The organism is Blautia sp. JLR.GB0024 (assembly GCF_037000545.1).
GTDB classification, from domain to species: Bacteria; Bacillota; Clostridia; order Lachnospirales; family Lachnospiraceae; genus Blautia; species Blautia celeris.
The window spans coordinates 226,887-252,809 of the sequence record NZ_JBANBF010000004.1; the positions used below are offsets into that span (position 1 = coordinate 226,887).

At 46.7% G+C, this 25,923-nt stretch carries 21 protein-coding genes; 15 read left to right on the forward strand and 6 right to left on the reverse strand.

The window, feature by feature from the left end; all coding sequences use genetic code 11:
* Positions 1 to 772: 772 nt before the first annotated feature.
* From V8Q34_RS11885 to V8Q34_RS11910, 6 genes are all read right to left on the reverse strand, one after another.
* A complete protein-coding gene (locus V8Q34_RS11885) occupies positions 773 to 1,564 on the reverse strand; it encodes an SDR family NAD(P)-dependent oxidoreductase (RefSeq protein ID WP_335835504.1) in 792 nt (263 codons plus the stop codon).
* Positions 1,565 to 1,609: 45 nt separating this feature from the next.
* Positions 1,610 to 2,629 (reverse strand): aminomethyltransferase family protein, encoded by a 1,020-nt coding sequence (locus tag V8Q34_RS11890; protein ID WP_335835505.1) that lies wholly within the window; start codon positions 2,627 to 2,629, stop codon positions 1,610 to 1,612.
* Between the two features lie 22 nt (positions 2,630 to 2,651).
* Complete coding sequence (locus tag V8Q34_RS11895) at positions 2,652 to 3,893, reverse strand: hypothetical protein (RefSeq protein ID WP_335835506.1); 1,242 nt, start codon at positions 3,891 to 3,893, stop codon at positions 2,652 to 2,654.
* A gap of 12 nt (positions 3,894 to 3,905) precedes the next feature.
* On the reverse strand, positions 3,906 to 4,766 hold the full coding sequence (locus tag V8Q34_RS11900) for an SDR family NAD(P)-dependent oxidoreductase (RefSeq protein ID WP_227209830.1): 861 nt from the start codon (positions 4,764 to 4,766) through the stop codon (positions 3,906 to 3,908).
* Between the two features lie 93 nt (positions 4,767 to 4,859).
* Complete coding sequence (locus V8Q34_RS11905) at positions 4,860 to 6,245, reverse strand: MFS transporter (protein ID WP_335835507.1); 1,386 nt, start codon at positions 6,243 to 6,245, stop codon at positions 4,860 to 4,862.
* Positions 6,246 to 6,452: 207 nt separating this feature from the next.
* Complete coding sequence (locus V8Q34_RS11910; protein WP_335835508.1) at positions 6,453 to 8,021, reverse strand: PucR family transcriptional regulator; 1,569 nt, start codon at positions 8,019 to 8,021, stop codon at positions 6,453 to 6,455.
* 605 nt (positions 8,022 to 8,626) lie between these two features.
* On the opposite strand from V8Q34_RS11910, the gene V8Q34_RS11915 reads away from it, so the two are divergent.
* From V8Q34_RS11915 to V8Q34_RS11985, 15 genes are all read left to right on the forward strand, one after another.
* Positions 8,627 to 11,008: an ABC transporter permease gene (locus V8Q34_RS11915; RefSeq protein ID WP_335835509.1), complete on the forward strand. Its 2,382-nt coding sequence runs from the start codon at positions 8,627 to 8,629 to the stop codon at positions 11,006 to 11,008.
* 24 nt (positions 11,009 to 11,032) lie between these two features.
* A complete protein-coding gene (locus tag V8Q34_RS11920) occupies positions 11,033 to 11,803 on the forward strand; it encodes an ABC transporter ATP-binding protein (protein WP_335835510.1) in 771 nt (256 codons plus the stop codon).
* A gap of 13 nt (positions 11,804 to 11,816) precedes the next feature.
* Complete coding sequence (locus V8Q34_RS11925) at positions 11,817 to 12,497, forward strand: response regulator transcription factor (protein ID WP_335835511.1); 681 nt, start codon at positions 11,817 to 11,819, stop codon at positions 12,495 to 12,497.
* On the forward strand, positions 12,484 to 13,758 hold the full coding sequence (locus V8Q34_RS11930; RefSeq protein WP_335835512.1) for a sensor histidine kinase: 1,275 nt from the start codon (positions 12,484 to 12,486) through the stop codon (positions 13,756 to 13,758). The genes V8Q34_RS11925 and V8Q34_RS11930 overlap by 14 nt, the downstream gene beginning before the upstream one ends.
* 180 nt (positions 13,759 to 13,938) lie before the next feature.
* Positions 13,939 to 14,613, forward strand: coding sequence for a hydrogenase nickel incorporation protein HypB (gene hypB, locus V8Q34_RS11935; RefSeq protein ID WP_033139025.1), 675 nt, complete (start codon positions 13,939 to 13,941; stop codon positions 14,611 to 14,613).
* A gap of 109 nt (positions 14,614 to 14,722) precedes the next feature.
* Positions 14,723 to 17,410 (forward strand): FAD-dependent oxidoreductase, encoded by a 2,688-nt coding sequence (locus V8Q34_RS11940; protein WP_335835513.1) that lies wholly within the window; start codon positions 14,723 to 14,725, stop codon positions 17,408 to 17,410.
* 4 nt (positions 17,411 to 17,414) lie between these two features.
* A complete protein-coding gene (locus V8Q34_RS11945) occupies positions 17,415 to 17,756 on the forward strand; it encodes a hydrogenase maturation nickel metallochaperone HypA (RefSeq protein WP_148393192.1) in 342 nt (113 codons plus the stop codon).
* A gap of 11 nt (positions 17,757 to 17,767) precedes the next feature.
* Positions 17,768 to 18,820 (forward strand): DUF5692 family protein, encoded by a 1,053-nt coding sequence (locus tag V8Q34_RS11950; protein WP_081960093.1) that lies wholly within the window; start codon positions 17,768 to 17,770, stop codon positions 18,818 to 18,820.
* Between the two features lie 271 nt (positions 18,821 to 19,091).
* On the forward strand, positions 19,092 to 19,802 hold the full coding sequence (locus V8Q34_RS11955; protein WP_227209823.1) for an SGNH/GDSL hydrolase family protein: 711 nt from the start codon (positions 19,092 to 19,094) through the stop codon (positions 19,800 to 19,802).
* 21 nt (positions 19,803 to 19,823) lie between these two features.
* A complete protein-coding gene (locus tag V8Q34_RS11960) occupies positions 19,824 to 20,276 on the forward strand; it encodes a YhcH/YjgK/YiaL family protein (RefSeq protein WP_148393190.1) in 453 nt (150 codons plus the stop codon).
* Between the two features lie 115 nt (positions 20,277 to 20,391).
* A complete protein-coding gene (locus V8Q34_RS11965) occupies positions 20,392 to 21,249 on the forward strand; it encodes an AraC family transcriptional regulator (protein ID WP_335835514.1) in 858 nt (285 codons plus the stop codon).
* Between the two features lie 189 nt (positions 21,250 to 21,438).
* On the forward strand, positions 21,439 to 22,728 hold the full coding sequence (locus V8Q34_RS11970; RefSeq protein ID WP_390426022.1) for an ABC transporter substrate-binding protein: 1,290 nt from the start codon (positions 21,439 to 21,441) through the stop codon (positions 22,726 to 22,728).
* Positions 22,729 to 22,809: 81 nt separating this feature from the next.
* Positions 22,810 to 23,697: a carbohydrate ABC transporter permease gene (locus V8Q34_RS11975; protein ID WP_033139031.1), complete on the forward strand. Its 888-nt coding sequence runs from the start codon at positions 22,810 to 22,812 to the stop codon at positions 23,695 to 23,697.
* Positions 23,697 to 24,530 (forward strand): carbohydrate ABC transporter permease, encoded by an 834-nt coding sequence (locus V8Q34_RS11980; protein WP_033139032.1) that lies wholly within the window; start codon positions 23,697 to 23,699, stop codon positions 24,528 to 24,530. Before V8Q34_RS11975 ends, V8Q34_RS11980 begins: the two co-directional genes overlap by 1 nt.
* Before the next feature lie 28 nt (positions 24,531 to 24,558).
* Positions 24,559 to 25,683: a Gfo/Idh/MocA family protein gene (locus V8Q34_RS11985; protein ID WP_103731503.1), complete on the forward strand. Its 1,125-nt coding sequence runs from the start codon at positions 24,559 to 24,561 to the stop codon at positions 25,681 to 25,683.
* Positions 25,684 to 25,923 lie beyond the last annotated feature (240 nt).

Here is a 25,923-nt window from a genome sequence, read left to right on the forward strand (position 1 = left end):
TACGGTGATCCTCCTATATTAAAAAAAGTAGCAGTTTTTGTATATTTGTTGTATTGTTAAGATACCCCTACCTAAACAACCACATTTATACTCAAACTGCTATGCTTAGTTTATCATGGATCTTTAAACTCAACAACAACTTTTGATTCTTATCTGGAAATGTTATCCACTGCGCGGTCTTACGCATAACACCATTATATAAGTTATTCTGGAATACTGGTATTCTTTACCCCCTTCTCTCCGCCCTAGAGACTGGCTCTCCACCCAGCAACACGACAAGAGCAGGCCTCTTTAATCATGAACATATCCTGCCTGACTTTATGTCTGTAAATGGAGCCCTTGAGGTAGACTTTTTTGGTCATGTATGTGCGGAGCCAATTTCCATTGCCCATCCGGATTTCAGGGAAGAATTTATGTATGAAGCCAGGAAAAGAATGATAGTAATTTAGGATGAAAAACAGTTGATGCGGAGCTCTCGGGAAGGCAGCACACAGGGAAATGATGGGAGCTTACTTAAAAGAAAACAACGTAAAAGTCAAAGATGGTACAGATGTTAATTCTATTCTTATATCAGTTTTTTCTGTTTACACAAACTTTGAAACTCTCTCGATAACAATACATAGTAATGATTCTTTACCGATGGGTGGTGATTTCACCACCCATCGCTATTAATTATATCTGTTAAAAGAGCGGTGTTAAAAATTCATCTGGAGAAGATGCCCTTCCAATAATATCTATGAAGTTCCACAGAAGGACGATGGTTTTTCAGCCTCTAATAGCTGCACCATCCGCCATCCACCGTCAATTCTGCACCGCAGCAAAATTTAGAATCTTCTGACAGGAAAAAGCATACAGCCGATGCGATATCCGAGGCATCTCCCAGCTGCTTTTCTCCCCGAAGAATATTTACACCGTTTTTATAAAACAGGCCAATGCCTTCCGGATCCATCTTCCGCCCCGGAAGTACCAGCTCGGTATTCTGTGTGAGGGGAGTACGGATAGCTCCGGGGTTGACCAGGTTCACCCGCATATTACGGTCACGATAGCTCCAGGCCAGATTCTTTGAAAGAGCAGTCAGCGCATGTTTGGCCGCCACATACGCTGTACCGCTGCTGGTATGTTCAAAACCACCTACAGAAGAAATGTAAACGACACTGGAACTTTTCCCTTCGTGATCCCATAAAAGAGGCAGCAGATCCCTTGTGAGTTTGAACGCAGAATTCACAGTAACATTCATCAATGCATCCCACAGTTCGTCATCACAATTATGGGGCGCTGTCATAAAATCAACGAGACCCGCTGCATAGACCATAGAATCGATCTTTCCAAATTTATCTTTCATAAAATCAGCGATCTTTTTCCTTGCTCCGGCATCATTTACATTGCCTGCAAAGGTTTCCAAGGTTCCCGGCCCATCTGCCTGGGCCTGTAGAAGCGCCAGCTTATCCTCCTGCCAATCAAAGGCAACAACATGAGCTCCTTCCTGAACCAGTGAAAGAGCAGTGGCTTTCCCCATACCGCTGGCCCCTCCGATGATCAGGGCTATATTATCTTTAAATCTCATACTTTTCTCCTTTCCCGGTTAAACTGCCGGATCCATGAGTTCATTCTAAACAAATACCGTATCACAGATAACTGCCTGGGCGCCATTGATGGTAACTGTGTCTCCTTTTGCCACTTTACCGGTTTCTGCATAAATGTAACCAATGGGTTTATCCAGTACATAGCTGTAATTGCACTTGGATACCCGGCCTACCTCTTCCCCATCCTTTATGACGGGAGTTCCGGGGCCGCCCAGATCTTTGCCGTTCACACGGACATCTGCTTCCTCCATCGTAAATCCCACCATAATATGTTTCGGGCCTTCTTCTTTTATTTTCAAAAGCGCTTCCTTGCCAATAAAATCTTTATTCCAGCCTATGCCGACATCAAGGCCGACCTCCAGCGGGTTGGTATGCATCAGGTCTCTCATATAGTAAAAGCCTTTTTCTGTGGGCAATGTCCATGCCATAATTTGAAAATCAGTAACCTCCTGTCCCCCAAAAGCTGTGGCCGCTGTTTTCAATTTTGATTCCAACATGCCATCATATTCCGGTGCGATGTATATTTCATAGCCAAACTTTTCTCCGCTGAATCCTGCCCGATTGATGAGTGCCGGTATTCCGTCTATTTTCCTTTCTTCAAAGGAAAAGAATCTCATCTCGTCTACGGGAGTATCAGTGATCATATTGAGCATATCTCTTGACTTGGGTCCCTGGACGGCATACATATCATATCTGGGCGTTATATCTTCATACTTCACATCCATTGTCCCCTTCTGCGCGTCAAACCATTTCACCAGCTTATTCAGAAACAGCGTAGAAATCCAGAATTTGTTTTCTTCCCAACGGAATACAACCACATCGTCAATAATTTCGCCCTGTTCGTTCAGCATCGTGGTATATCGTTCCCTGCCGGCTTTCAGATTACCAATGGGATTGGCATAGATCTTATCTAAAAATGCTGCCCCATCAGAGCCGCTCACTTCCAGAAGCTGATGGGTCCAGAAATACCATCCTACGGTTTCACGAACAGCCATATGCTCTTTGCGCTTCATTTCATCATATTTGTATACATTTTTATTATACATACCGTTTCTCCTTTCCCTGTTATCAGCAAAACTTGTCAATTTTTTTAGCTATTTTCACACGAAGGATTTCTGCCGCATCCGGCCCTGCTTCCTCCCACAATGACCAAAGAGCGCTCACCAGGGTCTTGGTCATTCCATACCAATAAGAAAGATAGGCAGCAGACTGTTTGGGCATTCTTTGTTCCAGCGCCCCACGGTTAATCCGTAATATGACCTCTTCGCTGTTGAAGGCTTCTGCTTCTACAGGAACTCCCTGGCAGGCAAGATAAACTTCCAGGAAACCGCCCATCACACGTCCATCTTTTATTTCTGCCGGAACGCCCAGCCAGTTTCTTACACCCTCAACGGCATAGAATCCGCCGAAGGCCGACTTTCCTGCGCTCTCAAAAACACAGTGGATTGTCCGATCTAAATCTTCTTCTGTGATTCTGCCGCTTTGAATCAATTCTGCAAATACAGGGAACAGATAACCGGCGCCCCCAGAACTTCCATTAGGCCGAAACCACGTTGCAGCATCAAATTCTGCACAGGTGCCATTGTTAAAATGATAATTACACTCTTCCCGGAAGAACTGAGAATCTTTCAGCATTTCCTCCTCAGGCGTATATTTGATCATATCTGCCGTTGCTATGGGACCAAAGCTTTCCCATTGCTTGTGAGCAGGCATCGGAAATTTTTCACGGTTCTCACCCACGATACGGCAATGCAGATCACCGGCTCCTCTTGCTTCGATCATGTGAAGCTCCACATTGGGTCCAGCTTTTTTTAAGGTTGCTTCCCCATCGCAAACCCCCTGCAGGGAGGTCGTGGTTGCGCGGCAAAGCTCAGTTCCGATAATGTCCCAGGGACAGGTATCCAACTCTTTCTCCACACGGTAGGTACCGAAATCGTTGACCCTGCCGCACATTAATAGCGCTTCATCACCAGAATCTCCGTTGAGGCAGCCGGGGAAATTGCCTCTCATAAATGGATGCACATTGTTGGTGTCAATCCCTGCTATCTTTCCAATGGGACTGGAAAATGCATCCAGCATTCGCTTATAAGAATTTGCACAAAGGATTTCTGACCGCTCTTCGTAATCTGGTATTAAAATACGGTAGACCTGCATCAAATTTGCACTGTACACTGCAATATTTCTTTGGGAATGCTGGGCTGCTTCATAATAGGAAATCAGCCGCCCCCAAGGGGTGGCAACTGCCGGATAATCCGGAAGTACGCCTTTTCCTACGGTATTGGGAATTCGTTCATCAATTTTTTTACTCATGTTGATTCCTCCTTAATCAATTTGTGTGACAGAACCTGCATAGCTGCAGCCGCCGTCTGCCAGAATATCTACGCCGGTGATATAACCAGCGCCTTTACTGCAAAGAAATTGTACCAGTTTACCTATTTCATAGGGGTGTCCCCAGCGTTTTAAGGGAATCCCTGACATAGCACGTTCTGCAGAGGCCGGTGAATTTTCAATCAAAGCCTGGTGCATGGGTGTCAAATAGGATCCAGGGGAAACGGAAAGGATCCGGCAGTTCCTGGAGGCAAAACGCTGCACATTTGCATAGACAAAGTATTTCACGAAGCGTTTGGATATGCTGTATGCCATACCTGCCTGGTGGGCTTCCGGCAATTTCACTGTATCGCAGAGAAAGCTCCGGAATCTGTCCAGAAAGTCGGGCTCTCTCCAACCTTCATATATTTCATTTAATATAGTGCGCAGAGGGGCCTTTGACTCATCACACTCCAAGGCGTAGCCGGCCGTAGAACCAAACAATATACAGGTCCCTCCCTCAGCCAGAATCGGATAGAATGCCTCCACTACGTGAATGGGTCCCATCAAATTGATACGGAGGATATCATCCCGCCCGGTATTGGCCGGGGAAACACCTGCGGTATGGATTACGTGGACAATATCCCCCAGCTTTGCAATTTCTGCTGCCGCATCTTGCACGGCATCTCTGTCCGAGGCATCCAGAGGATAGAGGATCACATCTGCACCGTAAGCCTCCAGATTTTTTTTAGCTTCTGCCAGTTTTTCCGGCCCCCTGGCACAGAGCACTAAAGTTGTCTCGTGGGCCATGCACGATGCACAAGCAAGACCCAGACCGCTGCTACCCCCGGTAATGACAGTTAATTGTTTCCTCATAAAAATACCTCCTAATATTATTGATAGGATTCGGGAGCCAAAAAGCTGTACCCATAGGGTATCCCTTTTCAGCGCCGAATCTTAATCTCTGACCTATGCCTGCGTTCCTTCCACTGCTGCCTCGTCTTCCTGGCTGATCTTTACAAAGAACACAACTAGCAATACGTTAATCAAAGCAAGTATTGCAGCAATATAAAATACCGGTTTAATGCTGCCGGTCATGTTGACAAAGATACCCACAAACGGTACAAAAACAGATGCCATACCGGTGGCGGAGAATTGATACATTCCCTGTGCGGCAGCAAATTCTTCCTTTGGAAGCCCATACTGGAAGTAGGGAGTCATACAGGTTTGATTGATAGAATTTCCGATACCGCCAATGGCGGATCCAATCCAAACCAGCAGCATGGGAGAATCCGGGTTCAAAATACAGTAGCAGCTAAGCCCTGCAAGTAGTGACAGAGTTCCCAGGATCATCATCGTACGGACATTTTTTACAAAATTTTTCTTGAGAATGCTGCCCATAAAAAGACCGCAAATCACAAGGGTGATATTCATGGGAACCGTTGAAGTAGAGCCCATGGTGGCGGAACGGTTCATGCTATATAGAATATAGTTGAGTACGTAACCGGAAGTACAGGTGGAAAAGCAAACAACCAGCATATTTACAAAAAAAGCGGTACAGAATCTTTTTTCCTTGAAAATATGGAGAGGAACAGCAGGGCTTTCCGTTTTGGCAGAATGTTTGACAAGAAGGATTGCAAAGACTATCACGATTACAGGAAGAATGAGGCCGGGCCCCACCCATGCCAGCGGCTTTCCTGCGCCGGAAAGTCCCAGCCACAGAACCAGTGGTATCACAATGCAGGACAAGTAAACAAGGCCTAGAACATCAAACCTGGATTTTGATTCCTGCTTTTCATTGGGATACGCTATGCAGATAACTATAATGGCAAACAAGTAGAAGGGAAGCCATAAAAGAAATGGTATCCGTCCAAATCCTGCATCTACCAAAGCGCCTGCTGATAGAGGGCCGCATAACGCGCCAATGGCATTGAATGTAGAAATAAATCCGTAGTATTTCATAGCTGTCTGACGATCCCATACAGTACCAATTATGGAATAGGGAGCGGACATGACCAAACCACAGCCGACGGAGCTGATAAAGCGAAGCATCATAAAAATGTAAGGATTATAGGTAAAATAAGTACCCGCCATGGTGATGAGCATAATAGAAGCACCGATTACAATAATATTTCTCCGTCCGGTTCTGCCGCCCAATGCCCCCACCGCCGGGAGTGCAATCATAGTGCCGGTACTTCCCAATGCTGCGGCCAGAGAATAGAGATGATACCCATTGATTTCTTTCAGCAGCGGTGTCATTGCCGTATTACATCCATAATTGAAGAACTGAGTGCCAGTCCCCATCAGGAGTATGGCAATTAAAAAAAGGCTTTTGTTTTTAATTTTCAATTCCATACGCAACTTCTTCCTCTCTTTGATTGTTAAAATTTGTATGTTCAATCCGTTATCCTTTTTATAACATTATCTTGACCGTATCGTAAATCCTCGGAATTCACGGTATTTCGGGGGAAATTCCCTAAAAATTGCGGTCATCTTCCTATGTAATTAAAAAGCTGCCCGGAAATCTGTCAGATTTCCAAGCAGCTTACACAATTCGCTTTTTTATTTTTTTGTTCCCTGTTCCTTTTTTTCGGTGAGCCTTCTTTTGTTCTCCAGCTCCCTCATCTTTAGGCGCTTTAACAGCAGGAGCAGATACAGACGTTCATCAGGGTCTTCCGTATCCATATCAAGCAGCGCCTCAATCCTTTTGATCCGCTCAATTAAGGTGGTGCGGTGTACAAATAGTTTTTCCGCTGTCTTACTGAGATTCATATTGTTATCCAAATAGATTTTTAATGTATCCACATAGCTGATCTGGGAAGAATGATCGTGTGCCAGAAGCCGTTCAAGTCCCGGCGAAATCATTTGATTTAAAGAAAATTCACCGGTACAGCATTCACACATATAGGCCAGTTTATAATCCGAAAAATTGTGACAGACTTCCTCGGGACAGATTTCCTCCCCCATGGTGATGGCAATGCTTGCCTGACGCCAATAAATTCTAGCCTTCAGGAGACTTCGAAACGGACAGCTGATCCCCCCTTTCAAATGCATGGTCTTTATCAGCTGCCTTAATCCGCGGACGGTATTTTCCTGTTTCTGCCTTTCATCAACAGGTATGAATGCAACTACATATTGTTTATATTCAAAGGTGATGCACTCCGCAAACATCTCCTCCAAATGCCCCAGGATATAGACGATGGGAATCTTGTCGGCAGTTTCTTCGGAAACCAGGATCTTGACACAGAGATAGCTTCTGTCATCAGACTCCGAAAGCAGAGGTTTCTTCCGGCTTTCTTCTATGGAGTGGCCATCCAGCAGTTCCCGGAGCAATATCTTTTCCGGTTCTACATAGTCATTCTGCAGCCTGACATTACTGACAAATGCCCGTTCTATCAGCCGCGCCAAATATGCAGACACCATAAAATCACCGGGATCATAGTCCCTGAGTACAAAGGGAATTTTCAGACACCCCACATAACTGCCCTTTACAAAAAGGTTAGAGCAAAAATATACAACCTTTCGATCGGTATCTTCATCGAGAAACGGCGCTTTGTACATTCTGGTTTTATTATCTCCATTAAGAGCCTTGGACAGTCTTTCCGGAGAATACTGTCCGCTTACTTCCGGCCGGTAATAGGCAAGGGAATCCATCTTATCGATGATTTCACTGTATCCAATAAAGTGATAATCATAATCGATTACTACAATAGGATTTTCCAAGATAGGAAAGCTGATATCTATCATGTTCTGTATATTTCCGCCCTTATCCAAAATCATAAACAAATTCAGTTCCCATTCCTCGAAACGATCATAAATTCTTTGTATGGTATTAAATACCTCAATCTGGTCAGAGGTCTCCAATACCATACAGCATAAAGTTTCATTCGTCATATAGACTGCCGGCGGGCGGCCTCCCAGGGCGATCACAACGGTACCTTCCTCGGCCGCTGGAACTGCCGGCAGATAATCCGCCATAGCAATATAACATTGATTTTGTTTAAAATCTACATCTCTCCCAGTATAGAATTCCGGCCGGCGAAGCTGCAGATCGCTTCTATGATTTCCGAAAACCTGCACTGCAAACCTTTTCCTCAGATGCTGGAAAAGAATATCCACATTCAGCCTCATAGATCCTCCTTTCCTATAGTCTCTAGTTTCCTCCTGCCCCACATTTTGATACTATTAAAGTATCATAGAACCCACAAAATAAACAGCCTCATTTTTGTTATGTCCGTTTTAGGTAAACCCCTCATTTTGTCGGGCAGCGGAGTTATATTTTTTATGTCAACGAAATTGAACCAATGCCAAAGGCAGATAATTGTATCATTGACCATTCAAGTTGAAAATCAAGCCCCGCTCAAACAATTTGTAAATACTATTTTTCAAAGGCCTACCAGCCGTTATTTCATTCGGAATCCACTATTTTTCTCAAGCGGAAAGGAATATAATCCCCATAGCAATTCCGATTGAACATCCGCGAATTGATACAATTGAGAAGAATCACATGCGGAGCAGTTCTTATTTATGCAGGACTGCTCTTTCTCTCTACTCTGAATCTGATACTTCTCTAAAGAATTATAACAGAAAAAAGAGACATGTTCACAAAAAAGAATGAGACTTGTACAGCGGCTATGATATGATACATGAAACAGGAAAAATCCCCGATTTAAGGATTTTTTCACAATTACAGGGTTATAATCCTCTCAGAAAACAGGAAAGGGAAGGATAGTCAGATGCTTTACAGAATATTAAAGAAGGATTTGCTGAGGAGAAAAGGGGTCAATGTGATACTGTTTCTGTTCATCACAATAGCCACGATCTTTCTGGCTAGCAGTGTGAACAATATCCTGGTGGTGAGTTCGGCCATCAGTTATTACATGGAGTTTTCCGGGGTTCCGGATGTGAATTTTATTTTGAAGGGAGATACGGAGAAAGAGAAAACAGAAGAGTGGCTGGACGATGGGGCGAAAGATGTGAAGGAATACGGAGACAGCAGTATGATCGCTCTCAATGACCAGAATATGAAAATCATAAAAAACGGAAAGAAAAAGGAATACGCCGCCGCAGGCACCAGCGTTTATTTAGCCGCTGCAGGTATGGAATACTGTAAGGTTTTTGACCTGGATGGAAAGCCGTTTTCTCTGAAAAAAGGTGAAGCTGCCCTGACCAGGGATGCCATGGAGAGAAACCATCTGGAGTCCGGGGATAAGATCTCCATTTCAGTGGGAAAGACAGAAAGGAAACTGACGGTTTCCGAGCAGATAAAGGACGCGGCTTTTGGAAGCGACATGGTTGGAATGAACCGGATCATCGTCAGCGAAGAGGATTATGAAACATTCCTAAAGGATGAGAATGCAGAGAATATCCGTATGTTCTGTGTTATGACCGACAAGGCGGCAGAGTTTGTGAGAGATCAGAACAACCAGGACTTTACCACTGTTTTAAGTACGGTCTCAAAGAGTATGTATAAAATGATCTATTCTTTTGATATGATCATGGCAGCGCTTTTGATCCTGGTCGGTATCTGCCTGATCCTCATTGCCCTTCTGGTACTCCGCTTTACGCTGGTGTTTACCATGGAGGAAGAATACCGGGAAATCGGGATCATGAAGGCAGTGGGATTCCGGAATTTCGCTGTGAAAAAGGTATATCTCTTAAAATATCTGGTTCTTGTGACGGCAGGTACTGTGGTGGGATTCGCAGCCAGTATTCCGGTCAGCAGGGCCATGGTGGCAAGTGTCAGCAGAAATATGATCATGGAGGACAGCGGCTCCAACCTGTGGGTGAATTTTATATGTTCCGGTTGCATTGTTTTGCTGGTAATGCTTTTCTGTTATACCAGTACCGGTAAGCTGGATAAGATATCAGCCATCTCTGCCATCAGGAGCGGAAAGACAGGGGAGAGATTCAAAAGAAGAGCCGGAATCAGACTGAACAGGAGAGGGAAAATGTCTGTTCCCATGTTTTTGGGACTGAACGATATGCTTACCCATATGAGGCGGTATCTGGTGCTTATGATCACCTTCTGCATCAGTTTCGTGCTGATCACCATACCGCTGAATACCATCAATACCATGAGGAGCCGGGAGATGGTAGTCAAGTTTGCCCTGGACCCTGACAGCGCCGTATATGTGAGAAGAATCGAGAAGGCAAGTGAGGGAAATTACAGATACAAGGATGACCTTTTGGCAGGAATGCAGCGTGTGGAGCAGGAGATGAAGGCGAAGGGATATGATGCAGAGCTTACGGGCATTCCGTTTTATTTCCTGAAAATCTCTAAGGATGGTGTCGTCTCAGACCAGAAGCTTCTGGTATTACAGAATCTGGGAAAGAACAATGATTATCTGCATTATGACAAGGGGGAAGCCCCCAGGCTGGAAAATGAGATCGCTCTCTCCGAGACAGTGCTGAAGCAGAATAAATGGAACATTGGAGACTGGGTAGATGTAAATATCGGCAGCAAAGAGAAGAGATTACTAATAACAGGGACGTATTCTGACTATATGCAGATGGGACAGTCCGGCAGGATGAATCCTGTGATCGATATGAAGGAAGAGATGATGGCGGATTACTGGAATATCCTTGTGGATATGAAGACGGATAAGACACAAAAGGAACTGGCCGCTGACCTTAAGAAGGATTTTCCGCAGTATGAGTGGGATGACGCCCAGTCTCTGGTTGACCAGAATGTGGGCGGGATCCAGGACTCTTTGGCAAAGCTTCTGCTGCCCATGACCGGTCTTCTCTGCGCCATTATCATGCTGATCACTGCCCTTATGGAAAAGCTGTTTATTGTAAGAGAGAAGGGGGAGATCGCCATGATGAAAAGTGTGGGGTTCCGCAACCGGAGTATCCGCAGGTGGCAGATCCTTCGTATGGTCTGGGTGGTTCTGGTATCTATGATAGCGGCAGTTCCCCTGTCTCTTCTGAGCAACCGGTTTATGTTAAGACCTATCTTTGCCATTATGGGGGCTGATGTGGAGATCCAGGTCGTGCCCTGGCAGGTGTACGGTGTCTATCCGGGAATCCTGATGGTGGGAATCATCGCAGCTACCATATTTGCAACCGGAAAAGTGAAACAGATCCATATACGTGAAATGAATAATATAGAATAAAAATCCAGGTGGAGGGAGAAAGAAATGGAGTCTTTGAAAGTTTCAAATTTGTGCAAAACATATATTATAGAGAAGCGTCAGAATAATGTTCTGAGAAATGTTAATCTGGAGATAGAACAAGGGGAGATGGTGGCTGTAATGGGGCCTTCCGGTTCCGGCAAAACGACCCTTCTCTATACAGTCAGCGGCATGGACAATACCACTGCGGGCAAGGTGGATTTCTTTGGACGGGAGATGACAGGGCTTACTGCAAATGAGATCAGTGATATGCGGCTGGAGCAGATGGGGTTTGTGTTTCAGCAGATGTATATGCTGAAAAATCTTTCTATTTATGATAACATTATTATGCCGGCCTATCAGACACCTGCGGGAAAGACAAAGAAAGGCCGGGCGGCCGTCAATGAGAGGGCAAAGATACTGATGCAGAAGCTGGGAATCAGTGAGGTGGCGGACAATGACATCAACGAGGTATCCGGCGGGCAGCTTCAGAGGGCCTGTATCTGCCGCAGCCTGATCAATGAGCCAAAGATCATCTTTGCGGATGAACCTACAGGTGCGCTGAATAAACAAAATTCTATAGAGGTTATGGAGGAGTTAAACCGCATCAATCTGGACGGGACCAGTATCCTTCTGGTCACACATGATATGAAAGTGGCGGCGCGCTGTGAGCGGGTGCTTTATATAGAGGACGGTGATATCCGGGAGGACATTACACTTGGAAAATGGCAGAAAGACCAGGATATGAGGGCAAGAGAGCGGACATTGAATGACTGGCTGATCAAGCTGGGCTGGTAAAGAAAGGATTTGTATGAAAGATATTTTGCTGGTGGAAGACAACAGGGAGCTGGCAGAGCTTCTGCAGGCATTTTTGGAAAAAGGCGGGTTTACTGTTCATCCGGTACCTACCGGAGAGGAGGCGGCAGCATATCTGGAAGAGAACAATGTGAAGATCATGCTCCTCGACATTATGCTTCCCGGCATGGATGGTTTTGCCGTCTGCCGGACAGTGCGGGAGAAAGGAGATATCCCCATATTGATCATGAGTGCCAGAGCGGAAAAGGATGATAAGTTAAACGGATTCGGTCTGGGGGCAGATGACTATATGGAAAAGCCTGTGGACCCGGACCTGCTGACTGCCAAGGTGCGGGCACTGCTGCAGAGAACTTACGGGGCCAGAAGTGAGACGGACTATCTGGTATCAGGCGGCCTTACCATAGACAAAAATGCGCGGAAGGTTTACCGGGACGGGCAGGCAGTGGAGCTGAATGTAAAAGAGTATGAACTGCTGTTATTACTGGCTGAAAACCCGGGGAGGACTCTTCACAAGGAATATCTTTTTGACCGGATCTGGGGTATGGACAGCTTCAGTGAGAATCAGACGCTGACGGTGCATATCAGAATGCTGCGAAACAAAATAGAGGAAAATCCCAGGGCGTCCAGGCGCATTCAGACTGTCTGGGGTGTGGGGTATCGGTATGAGGAAATATGACAGGATTCTGGCAGTAACGGTATGTCTCTATCTGCTGCTGGCGCTGGGAACAGGTCAGATCCTTTACCGGATGCAGGAGCACAGAGACAGGGAATTCCGGGTGGAGATAAACCGCCTGTACCATACCATATCAGCGGGAACACGCCCGGAGGAAGTGGAGCTGAGCGGATTTCGGGATGTATACAGGATTGACAGTCTGCCCCTTGCTGATGCGGCTGACAGGGAGAAGTCAGAGGCATTTTACAGTGATGAAAGTAATGGAGGCAGTGTTATAAAACCCTGGTATACGGACAGCAGTCTGAAAGGGTATCTCCGGTTTTCATACAGGGAAGAAAATATGAGCCTGGGCGGTGTGATGGTGACCGTGCAGGCTGGTCTTGCACTTATGGCAGCATTTGTGGTGGGAATTTTACTGTATTTGAAATACCGGGTCATCCGTCCATTCAACCGGGTAAGCGAACTGCCTTATGAGCTGGCAAAAGGCCATCTGAAAGGCGAGGTAAAGCAGGAGAAGAACAGATATTTCGGTGACTTTCTCTGGGGAATCGGGCAGTTAAAAGATACGCTGGAAGTGACGAAAAAGCGGAGGCTTGAGCTGGAAAAGGAAAAGAAAAAAATGCTGCTGTCCTTGTCCCATGACATGAAGACGCCTCTTGGGACCATCAGACTTTACGGAAAAGCCCTGGAGCAGGGACTCTACGATACAGAGGAGAAGAAGTGCCACGCTGCCCGGCAGATCTGTGCGAAAGCAGAAGAGATTGAGGGATATGTGGCGGAGATCATAAGAAGCTCAAAGGAAGATATTTTAGATATCCGGGTGGAAATGGGAGAATTTTATCTGGAGGAACTGGTAAAGCGGGTGGCAGACACCTATGTGGAAAAGTGCGCAGTGCGAATGATGGAGCTGCAGATCGGCAGATATGAGAACCGGTTAGTGCGTGGGGACATTGACCGCGTACTGGAAGTGTTTGACAATGTGATGGAAAACGCTTTTAAATACGGGGACGGCAGAAGAATTGAGATCAGCTTTTATGAGGAAGATTTCTGCCAGCTCATCCGCATTTTTAATACGGGTGAGGCCGTGTCGGAGAATGATTTCAATCACATTTTCGAGAGCTTTTTCAGAGGGACGAACAGTCTTGGGCAGCAGGGCAGCGGACTGGGGCTTTATATCTGCAGGGAGATCATGCGGAAGATGGACGGGGAAGTGTTTGCAGAGAGGGAGAAAGACGGGATGGGAATTGTGCTGGTATTCCGATAGTGAAAGGAATGTCTGGTCATGAAACCGGACGAAGATAAAACAGCATGATACAACAGCCATGTTTACGGAACCGGCGGTTTGTCAAAATTTTTGACAGACTGCCGGTTTTGTCTATAGTAAAAGCAGTTCCGGCATAGTATGATGAGAGTATGAAACAGCACGGAAAGGAGGGATGTGGAAATGGAAGCATTCCGTACCATTGAAGTAAAACGAAGCATTTTTGATAATAACGACAGGCAGGCGGAGCAACTTCGCAGAGAACTGAAAGAGAAGAGGGTATTCCTGCTGAATCTCATGTCTTCCCCGGGTTCAGGCAAGACGACAACCCTGCAGCGGACCATTGAGGCATTGAAGGAGGAGCTGAAGATCGGCATTATGGAGGCGGATATTGACTCTGATGTGGATGCCCGCACCATAGAGAATATGGGGGTAAAAGTAATACAGCTCCATACAGGGGGCATGTGCCACCTGGATGCGGATATGACGAGGCAGGGGCTTGACGCCATGGGAACCGGAAGCGTGGACCTGGCTGTGCTGGAAAACGTGGGAAATCTGGTCTGCCCGGCGGAATTTGACACGGGGGCAGTGAAGAACGCCATGATCTTATCGGTTCCGGAGGGAGATGACAAACCTCTGAAATATCCGCTGATGTTCTCCGTATGTGATGTGGTGCTGATCAACAAGATCGACGTGATGCCCTATTTTGATTTTGACCTGGAAAAATGCAGAGAAAACATCAGACTGCGCAATCCCGAGGCGAAAGTGATCCCAATCAGCGCAAAGACAGGGGAAGGTGTGGATGCGTGGGCAGATTGGCTGAGGACAGAAGTAAACACGTGGAGAGAAGCAAGGTAATCCGGAAGCAGGACTGTGAACAGCAGCAGGATAGCTGCAAAAGAGCATCTAAAGAGTTGCAAAAGAGCAGCGAGGCGGCTGCAGAATGGTAGAAAGGGTGGGTTTGTATATGGCAAATTTAAGACCGAAGATCGTGAAACTGGCAAAAATGGTGGGCGGTGTTGCAGGGGCAATGAACCGGATCGATGAGAAGGCTCCGGAATACTATGCGCTGAATGCTGTGGTCACGGATGATATGGCAGATGTAGCCCTTGTTATGGGGCTTCGCCAACCGCGTACCTTTGAGTATATTGTGGAGAAATGCGGCAGAAGCCGGGAAGAGACCAAAAAGCTTCTGGACCAGCTTACATACACAGGCGTGGTGAAGGTATGGACAGATAAAAAGGATAAGAAGGACCGGTATTTCATCAATATTTTTGCACCTGGCATGCTGGAAATGATGGTAAATAACCGGGAGCAGCTTGCCGCGCATCCTGAGATCGGCAAGGCATTTGAGGAGTATACCAGAAAGAGGATCGCACCTATGGCGCCCCTTTTTCCGGAAGGCATGGCAATGATGCGTGTGACGCCTGTGGAGAGTGCTGTCAAAGACCTTCCGGGAGTACAGCCCTGGGAAAAGCTGTCTTATTATCTGAGAAAATACGATACATTCAGTGTGTCTGACTGTTCCTGCCGCCAGTCCAGAAAGGTGCTTGGCGAGGGCTGCGGACATCTGGAAAAGGATATCTGTATCCAGATGGGAACAGGAGCAGAATATTATATCAGGACAGGAAGAGGCCGTCAGGTGAGCCGGGAGGAAGTGCTGGAAATCCTGAAATTTGCGGAGGACAACGGTCTTATGCATGAGATGCCCGCAACAGACGGGCTGGGTGAATCGGCGGCAATCTGCAACTGCTGCAGCTGTTCCTGTTTCTCCATGCGTATCGCAACGCTGTTCCGCACACCGGATGCCATCCGCTCCAATTTTACAGCGGAGGTGAACCCGGAGGAGTGTGTGGCCTGCGGGCAGTGTGTGGAAAACTGTCCCACAAATGCCCTGAAGCTGGGACAGAGACTCTGTGCCAAAAAGCCGGTTCCAAAGACAGAGGAACCTACGGCCAGGGATCATGTGTGGAGCAAAAAGAACTGGAATATGGACTACAGAGAGAACCGTCAGGATGTGGCGGAGGAGGGAACTTCCCCCTGTAAAACCGCCTGTCCGGCCCATATTGCGGTACAGGGCTATATCAAGCTGGCTGCCAGGGGAAAATACAAAGAGGCCCTGGAACTGATCAAAAAGGAAAATCCATTCCCGGCTGTCTGCGGCCGTATCTGCCCGCATGGCTGTGAGGATGAATGTACCCGCGGGGATATTGACGAGCCCATCGCCATTGATGAGATCAAGAAATTTATCGCGGATAAAGAACTGGACAGTGATGTGCGCTACATTCCGCCGAAACGCTACCATCTGGGCAATAAGATCGCCATTATCGGCGGCGGCCCTGCAGGACTTTCCTGCGCGTATTACCTTGCCATAGATGATTACCGGGTGACTGTTTTTGAAAAACAGGAGAAGCTGGGCGGCATGCTGGCACTTGGAATCCCCTCCTTCCGCCTGGAAAAAGAGGTGCTGAATGCAGAGATTGATGTGCTGAAAGAGATGGGTGTGGAATTTAAGACCGGCGTGGAAGTGGGAAAAGATGTGACACTGGATGAACTGAGAAAACAGGGCTACGAGGCATTTTACATAGCAGTCGGCGCCCAGGGCGGACGCAGGCTGAACGTGGAAGGAGAGGACGCTTCCGGTGTGGTATCCGGTGTGGAATTCCTGCGCGAAGTAAACCTGGGATGCGGCCGTACCCTCGCCGGAAATGTAGTGGTAGTGGGCGGCGGCAACGTAGCTGTGGATGTGGCCCGCACAGCCACAAGGCAGGGAGCTGACACGGTAAAAATGTACTGTCTGGAAAGCCGTAAGGAGATGCCTGCCCTGGATGAGGAGATTGAAGAGGCAGAGGCTGACCATGTGGAATTCCAGAACGGATGGGGCCCGAAACGCATTCTGACAGAGGATGGAAAGGTGACAGGCGTGGAATTTATGCGCTGTGTCTCTGTCTTTGATGAGATGCACCGTTTTGCACCGAAATACGATGAGGAGGATACCATTACGGTTCCGGCTGATACGGTTCTTCTCTCCATTGGGCAGTCAATCGAGTGGGGCAGCCTGCTGGAAGGCAGCAAAGTGAAGCTGGGACGCGGAAACACTGCGCAGGCTGACAGCCTTACTTATCAGACCGGAGAAAAAAACGTGTTTGTGGGCGGCGACTGCTGTACCGGTCCGAAATTTGCTATTCACGCCATCGCAGCCGGCAAGGAAGGAGCAATTTCCATCCACAGATATGTGCAGCCGGGACAGACTCTGACCTTGGGCCGCGACAGAAGAGAATACCACGCCTTTGATAAAAATAACGTGGCTGTGGATCTGCAGAGCTTTGACAATACACCGAGACAGCGCCCTGCCCATGCACAAGAGAAGAAGGGCACTTTCCGGGATGACAGGATGACATTTACAGAGGAACAGATGAAAAAAGAGACGGAGAGATGCCTGGGCTGCGGTGCCGTACAGGTGGATTCCTATATGTGTGTGGGCTGCGGTATGTGCACCACAAAATGTAAATTTGATGCCATTCATCTGAAACGTACCGGTCATTCCAAACCGGATCTGTATGAGAAGCTTCCGGTGAAAATCGCGGCAAATGCAGTGAAGAGAAGCGGAAAAATTGCCGCCTCATCTGTGAAAACTACCCGCAGAAAGGACTGATCCTATGCATGAACTTGGAATCCTGGACGCCATGATCCACACCATTGAGGATGTGGTGCGGGAAGAAGGAGCCGAAGAGGTGGAACGAATCGTATTGGATGTGGGAGAGCTCTCCGGTGTCGTGCCCAGATATCTGGAGGAGTGCTGGCCGGCAGCCAGATACAAAACCTCCATGGAGGAGACAGAACTGGAGGTATGCGTAGTGCCCGGCATTGTAAAGTGCCGGGACTGCGGCAGAATCTTCAACGCCATGGAGTATGACATGCGCTGTCCAATGTGTGAGGGGCAGCAGATGGAGATCCTTTCAGGAAATGACCTGATGATCAAGGAAATTCTATGTAAATAGGGGGAATGGGTATGTTTGCATTTTACGAGGGCGTTCCCACAGCACTGGTACTGCTTGTGTGGCTGTGTGTGTTTGTAAGTCTCTTTGTTCTGAATGAGGTGACCCGCAGATTTAAATGGGTGGGATTTGCCGCGTTTGTGATCCTGCCGGTGGTGCTCACGATCCTGTGGCTCACGGCATTTAAGGATACTGCGTATATGGACTGGTTCCACCTGGCGAAGGTGTATTCCTCCACGGCGGGATGTATCGGTTTCTGGTGTATCCGGCATGTGAAGAAGCTGTCCTCCAACAGGATAGCGCTCTGCTTTCCGCCTCTGATCCTGGCGATCAATATCTGTGAGGCTGTGCTGCGTGATTTTGAGATCGGAAGATATGTGACACCGGTTATGGAGTACACCAATAATCAGACACAGTATTATATCGGTGGTGCCTGGAATTATATGAATGGCATCGCGGGAATCCTGAACATTATCACCATTACGGGGTGGTTTGGAATCTGCATAAGGGCTGTGACGAAAAAGGACGGGAGCCGAGATATGCTCTGGCCGGATATGATGTGGTTCTGGATCGTGGCCTATGATCTATGGAACTTTGCGTACACGTATAATTGTCTGCCCACTCATGCCTGGTACTGCGGATTTGCCCTGCTTCTGGCTCCCACAGTCTGTGCCTTTACCGTGGGAAAAGGTGCATGGCTGCAGCACAGGGCGCACACACTGGCGCTGTGGTGCATGTTTGCCCAGACTGTGCCGGCCTTTCAGGATGCCAGCCGCTGGATGGTGCATTCCACATCCAGCAAAGCCATTGCGGACGCTGCGATCCAGCAGGGATATGTGGCTGCGGATGGGTATACTGCACTGGCGGAACCCGGTATCTATCAGCTTGCCTCCGCAAATCCGGACACCACGGCGCTTTTTGTGGTAAGCCTGCTTGCGCTTCTTGCAAACGCGGCGGTATTTATCTATATGATCCTTCATATAAGAAAGACAAAACGCAATCCCTACAGGACAGAGCTGTATTCAGACTTGGCGTCCTATCAGAAAATAAAGACACTGGCAAAATAGGCAGGATGAACGCAGTCCTTTATTTAGAAGCAACAGAATAACAGGCGTGTCCGGAAATTGGAAGACTGCCCAAAAAGGTTCTTTGGAAAACCTTTTGGGCAGCCTTTTTTTGTGTACTGCAAAATAAGCATATTGTGCTATTTTTGAGCGCGTGTTCCATATCGAAACCGGGAAGGATTTGTTATAATTAGAAAAAATATTAAATCACAGACGGCTGCGAGCGGACAACCGTATCAGCGGTCTGTACAGCGGCAGGGAGGAGGGATGACGCATGATTTCAACAAAGGAGGGATATGCAAGAGCAGAATATTTTTCCAGCATTGCGGCAGCGGACAGCAGAAGAAAGGAATTCGACATTAAGAACCATTCTCTTATTTATACGGGGCAGAAGCCGGATTTTCTGTTTATCGGAGATTCTATTACCCATTACTGGGAGTTAAATGCATACTTTAATCTGCCGGGACAGTTGATCGTGAACCGGGGAATCGGCGGTGACACAACAGAATTCTTAAAAAGGCGGTTTTATGCGGATGCTCTGCAGTTAAAGCCAAGATACTGCATAATGGGCATTGGAATCAATGATTCCATTGAACTGGAGGGGGATTATTGGAAAAGGCTGGAGCCGAAGCCTTATGAGGAGGTCCTGACAACAGCTCAGAACAATATCAGCAATATAATATGCCAGGCAGAAAATACAGATACCACTTTAATTCTGACCTCTCTTCTGCCGATACATATTCCCATTTTGTTAAATGAAGCGGTTCGCAAAAGGTATATTAAAGAGATGAATGCATGGCTGGCGCAGACAGCGAGAAAGAATAAGCTGATTTTTGTAAACTATTATAATACCACCACATTTCCGGGAACCGAAAAGCTGCTGGACGGCATTACCTATGACGGTCTGCATCCCAATGCAAAGGGGTATGAAATTATGGCAGCCGTTTTGAAGAATACACTGCACCAGTACAAGATCGATCTGTGATCAATCAGGAGGAAAAATACAATGATCTTTGATTCCATTCAAAACAAAGAAAATTACAGGGAGTACGAAACACTTTATCAGATACTATGCTATTTGGAGGGGCTGAAGCAGGGAGAGCTTCCTCTGCCGGATACGGTGATCTGTGAGGACCGCGCTTTCTGTAATCCTGTTTCTCTGACATCAAAACCGGAAGAAGCCTGTATTTATGAAGCACACAAAAAATATATAGATTTACACTACATTGTGTCAGGCAGAGAGGGAATCGCCACAGCGGATGTCAAATCCCTGACTGCGTCAGTCCCATACAATGCGGACAGGGATATTGCCTTTTATAAAGGCAGTGCATTTGGCCGTTATCTGCTGAAACCGGGTGATTTTATGGTGTGTTACCCCAGCGATGCCCACATGGTGGCAATCATGGAAAATAAGCCGGAAAATATAGAAAAAGTAGTAGTTAAAATAAAAGTACAGTAGTCAGTAAGAGCGGGCGGGGCAGCTATAAAGTGTAGATCGACAGGTGTATCTTCACGGATAGCTGCCTTATTTATTGCTGAAAGCTGCATAAAAAATTTATAAGGAGGATTCCTTCATGTCAGTGATTGACAATATACGTTTTACATTTCTCTATATTGATCTGTATTCCATGGGAAGGACATGGGTATATCCGGAATCAGTCATACCATATAACATTTTTCGGTACATAGTGAAGGGAAAGGCAGAGTTCTGTATTGACAGCGAAGAGATTCTGGTGGAGGAGAACCAGATCGTGTACATACCCAGCGGGTGCAGAATGTCCTGCCATGCACTCAGCGATACATTTGAATTTTTCAGTATCCGTTTTACCACCTCTGTTTTTTATGAAGGTGAAGATGTGTTAAGAGAATACTATGGAATACCAAGGGTTACACAGAGTATGGGAGAAGATAATTATTTCAAAGAGATCTACAGGTGGGTGAAGACAGAGCATATCGCGAAGAAATGTTTTGTGCGGGGATACCTGGACCTGCTCATAGGCTCTCTTGCAGTCAGAGGAGAGAAGATAGACAGGGTGAAAGGAGAAATCAAAACAGAAGAGTATGATTTGGAGAGAATCAAAAAAAGAGCCATGAAAACGAAGAAGCAGATCGATCCCAGGGTACAGATCGTGGCGGATTATATCGTTCTCCATCCAAAAGAAAAATATACGCCTGAAAAAATGGCAAATATGGCGGAACTGAGCAAGCAGAGGTTCAGCAGTCTTTTTAAGGAAAACATGGGAAAAACGCCCATGGAATACGTGAGAGAGATCCGGCTTACCACTGCGGCAAGGGCTCTTTTGGTGAGCAATGATAATGTCAATGATATTGCCTACGAGGTGGGATATGAGGACGCCAATTATTTTATCAGGGAGTTTAAAGCAGCTTTCGGGTTTACACCGAATCAGTACCGGAGGATGGCAAGAGAATAAGAATAAGAGTCTAGTGCTATTATTGAGCGTTTGGTTAGTAGATGTACACAAAGAAAATAGGTAAAATAAACTTACAATAAACAAATCGATACGGCCGATATCGGGGAACAGTAAAAAGTGAACAGAGAGGAGAGCTTTATGAGAAGAAAATTAGCAGTTTTGCTGGTGGGTACCATGATAGGTTCCGCCATGCTTGCAGGATGCGGACAGAATGGGAATACAGAAAGCAAACAGACAGCAGCGGAAACAGGAGAATTAAAAGGTGACATTACATTTTGGCATTCCTTTACACAGGGGCCGCGTCTGGAGGTGATACAGGAGACCGCAGACCAGTTTATGAAGGATAACCCGGATGTAAACATAACCATAGAGACGTTTTCCTGGGGGGATTTTTATACGAAATGGACCACCGGTCTTGCATCCGGGAATGTGCCGGATATGAGCACTGCGCTTCCCGGTCATGTGGTAGAGATGATGGACGCAGAGGCCCTGGTTCCCCTGGATGATTTGATCGATGACATAGGTAGAGATAAGTTTTCAAAAACTGCCCTGTCGGAAGGAGAAAAGGACGGCACCTGCTATTCCCTGCCATTGTATTCCCATGCACAGGTCATGTGGTACAGAAAGGATCTGCTGGATGCAGCAGGACTTGAAGTTCCCAAGACATGGGATGAATTTGCCGATGCGGCAAAAACCCTGACAAAAGACGGGGTTTACGGATGTTCCTTCCCCTGCGGTTCCAATGACCTTATGGGAACACGTTTCTTAAACTTCTATGTGAGAAGCGGCGGCGGGAGCCTTCTTACAGATGATCTGAAAGCAGATCTGACAAGTGATCTGGCACTTGACGGCATTCGTTACTGGCTGGACATTTATGAGAATTGTTCTCCGAAGGATTCTGTAAATTATGCAGTATTAGATCAGGCAACCCTGTTCTATCAGGGAAAGACAGCCTTTGACTTTAACTCCGGTTTCCAGATCGGCGGCGTTGAAACGAACTCCCCTGATTTGGTGGATCAGATTGACTGTGCGCCTCTTCCGAAGATAAATGCGGATGACCCGGAATACGGAGCGGAAACTTCCAATATTCCGATGGTGGTATGGGAGAACTCAGAACACCCGGAAATATGCAAGGAATTTATCAAAAAATTATACGAGAAAGATACCTATATCAAATTCCTGGAAGCAACACCGGTAGGTATGCTGCCTTCCATTACAGGTATTTCGGACACACCGGAATACAAAGAGAACGAAACCGTACAGAAGTTCTCCAATGCGGTAGATGTAATCACAAAAACCATGGATATGGGTACTGCCATAGGATTTGAAAAAGGCCCCAGTGTTCAGGCCGGTCTTCTCACATCTCAGGGAATCATAGAGAGTATGTTCCAGGATATTATCACAAACGGAACGGATGTGGAAAAAGCTGCACAGACAGCAGAAGACAAACTGAATGAGGTATTCAGCACTGTACAGTGATTTTGAATACATAACCTGTTACCAGGGGCTGCCCGAACCACCACGAAGGGCAGTCCCATCCCTCAGAAAGGCGGCATTTTTGTGAAAAGAAAAGTAAAATTTGATTATGCCCGCTGGATTTTCGTACTTCCTGCACTGCTGGTTGTGGGGATACTGTTGGTATATCCTATCTTTTCCAGTTTATATTACAGTATGACGACCAAGCATCTGATCAAGGCTTCCTATGATTTTATAGGATTGGAAAATTATAAAGCGGTTTTATCAGACTCTAATTTTTATAAGGCATTTTTGACCTCCATACTCTGGACCGTGGGTTCATTGTTAGGACAGTTGTTCATCGGATTTACAGCAGCACTGGCCATTAATCGGGTGAAGATCGGAAAGGGAATTTACAGAACCCTGATGATCATCCCCTGGGCATTCCCCTCTATTGTAATCGCACTTTCCTGGAAATGGATACTGAACGGTGTTTCAGGTTTCCTCCCGAATATTCTTGTCCAGTTGGGCATCAGCAGCGAACTTCCGCAGTTTTTAAGTGACAGCAGTCTGGTATTTCTGACATTGATTTTTATTAATGTCTGGTTTGGTGCGCCGATGATCATGGTAAATGTGCTGTCTGCACTGCAGACCATTCCCCAGGACCAGTATGAGGCAGCTCAGATTGACGGTGCTTCCAAATTCCAGCAGTTCTGGCATATAACAGTACCGCATATTAAAGTCGTAGTCGGCCTGCTGGTAGTGCTTCGTACCATCTGGGTATTCAATAACTTTGATATTATTTATCTTCTTACAGGCGGCGGCCCTGCCAACGCCACGACCACAGTTCCTGTCTATGCGTATAATATGGGCTGGGGAACAAAACTTCTGGGCAGGTCATCTGCAGTCACTGTGCTTTTGCTGGCATTCCTGCTGCTGGTTTGTTTGGTTTACTTTACGATCATTGGAAAATGGGAAAAGGAGGACAAGTGATGACAAATCAAAAAGAAAAGATCGGCAATGGACTCTGCCATGTATATTTGATCATTTTGTCCGTGATTGCTTTTTTCCCGCTGGTATGGGTTTTACTGTGTTCCGTAAAATCTTCGGGAGAGCTGACCGCAAATCCAACCCGATTTCTGCCAAAGCACTTTACACTGGAAAACTTTACCCATGTGATTCAGGACCTGGGATTTGCAGGGAATATCAGCAACAGTTTGATCATTGCAATATCAACTACCTGCATCGCCATTGTGGTATCATCCATGGCGGCATACGGAATCGTAAGATTTTTTCCGAAGCTGGGTTCCATTATGTCAAAGGTTCTGGTGGCAACTTACATGTTTCCTCCCATCCTTCTGGCGATTCCCTATTCGATGGTCATGGCAAAGCTGGGATTTGTCAATACCAGAGTCGGACTTGTCATAGTGTATCTCTCCTTCAGCGTACCTTATGCTGTATGGATGCTGGTAGGCTTTTTCAAGACAGTGCCGCTGGGAATCGAGGAAGCGGCAAGAGTGGACGGAGCCAATAAACTCCAGACTTTTGTGAGGATTGTACTGCCCCTGGTCATGCCGGGGATCGTGGCAACAGCCATTTATACATTTATCAATGCGTGGAATGAATTTTTATACTCTTTGATCCTGATCAACAGCACAGATAAGATGACAGTGTCTGTGGCTTTAAAATCTCTTCAGGGTTCGGAAATCCTGAACTGGGGAGATATGATGGCAGCATCTGCCCTGGTGGTGGTACCGTCCGTAATATTCTTTATGTTTATACAGAATAAGATTGCAGGCGGCATGACTGACGGAGCAGTAAAATAACTTTGGATATATTTGGAGGTAATAGAATATGAAGACAATAGGATATGCAATTGTGGGTACCGGTTATTTCGGCGCGGAGCTTGGACGTATTATGAAGGAGCAGGAAGGGGCCAGGATCGTGGCTGTCCTTGACCCGGAAAACGCCCAAACCGTTGCAGAGGAACTGGGATGTGACGTGGAAACAGATTTAGATACCTTGTACAGCCGGGAAGATGTGGAGGCCGTGATTGTGGCAACACCTAATTACCTGCACAAGGAACCGGTCATAAAGGCGGCAGAGCACGGGGTAAATGTTTTTTGCGAAAAGCCTATCGCGCTGAGTTATAAGGACTGCGACGAGATGGTAAAAGCATGTCAGCAGCACGGTGTTACCTTTATGGCAGGCCATGTCATGAATTTCTTCCGGGGTGTGCGTCATGCGAAAAAATTGATCAATGACGGAGTGATCGGAAAAGTTCTGTACTGTCATTCGGCCAGAAACGGATGGGAAGAACCGCAGCCGTCGATCTCCTGGAAAAAGATCAGGGAAAAATCAGGAGGACATCTGTATCATCACATTCATGAACTGGACTGTGTACAGTTCCTCATGGGCGGAATGCCGGAAACAGTGACCATGACAGGGGGAAATGTTGCGCACCAGGGGGATGAGTTCGGTGACGAGGATGACATGCTGTTTGTAAACATGGAATTTTCCGACAACCGTTATGCGGTTTTGGAGTGGGGGTCTGCCTTCCACTGGCCTGAGCACTATGTGCTGATACAGGGGACAAAGGGTGCCATCCGTATTGATATGTGTGACTGCGGCGGCACGTTAAAGGTGGATGGAAAAGAGGAGCATTTTCTTGTCCATGAGTCCCAGGAGGAGGATGATGACCGTACCAGAATATACCACGGCACCGAGATGGACGGAGCCATTATGTACGGAAAACCGGGGAAAAAACCACCTATGTGGCTTCACAGTATTATGAAAAATGAAATGAAATACTTAAACGGCATTATGCACGGAGCAAAGGCAGATGATGAATTCAGGCCTCTGCTCACAGGAGAGGCAGCAAGGGCAGCCATAGCAACAGCCGATGCATGTACCATGTCCAGGTATGAGAACCGCAAAGTGCAGCTGCGCGAAGTGTTAGGAGAAAAGAGCGAAGAATAGATTCAGGGTAATATACACCGCATTTTTTCTCTGACAGCTTCGGAAGAATCTTGACAAATAAAAAGTCATGTTATATAATGACAGCGTTCATCGGAGGGTGAACCATTCTGACAGAAATGGTAACCGGATAAGATGCTGGCTGAGATGCCTGCTTCTTATCCGGTTTTTTGTGTGGGTTTAGAGCCTTTTATAGTATGAAACCTCCGTGAAATGTACATTACGAGCAAAAGGAGAAAAATG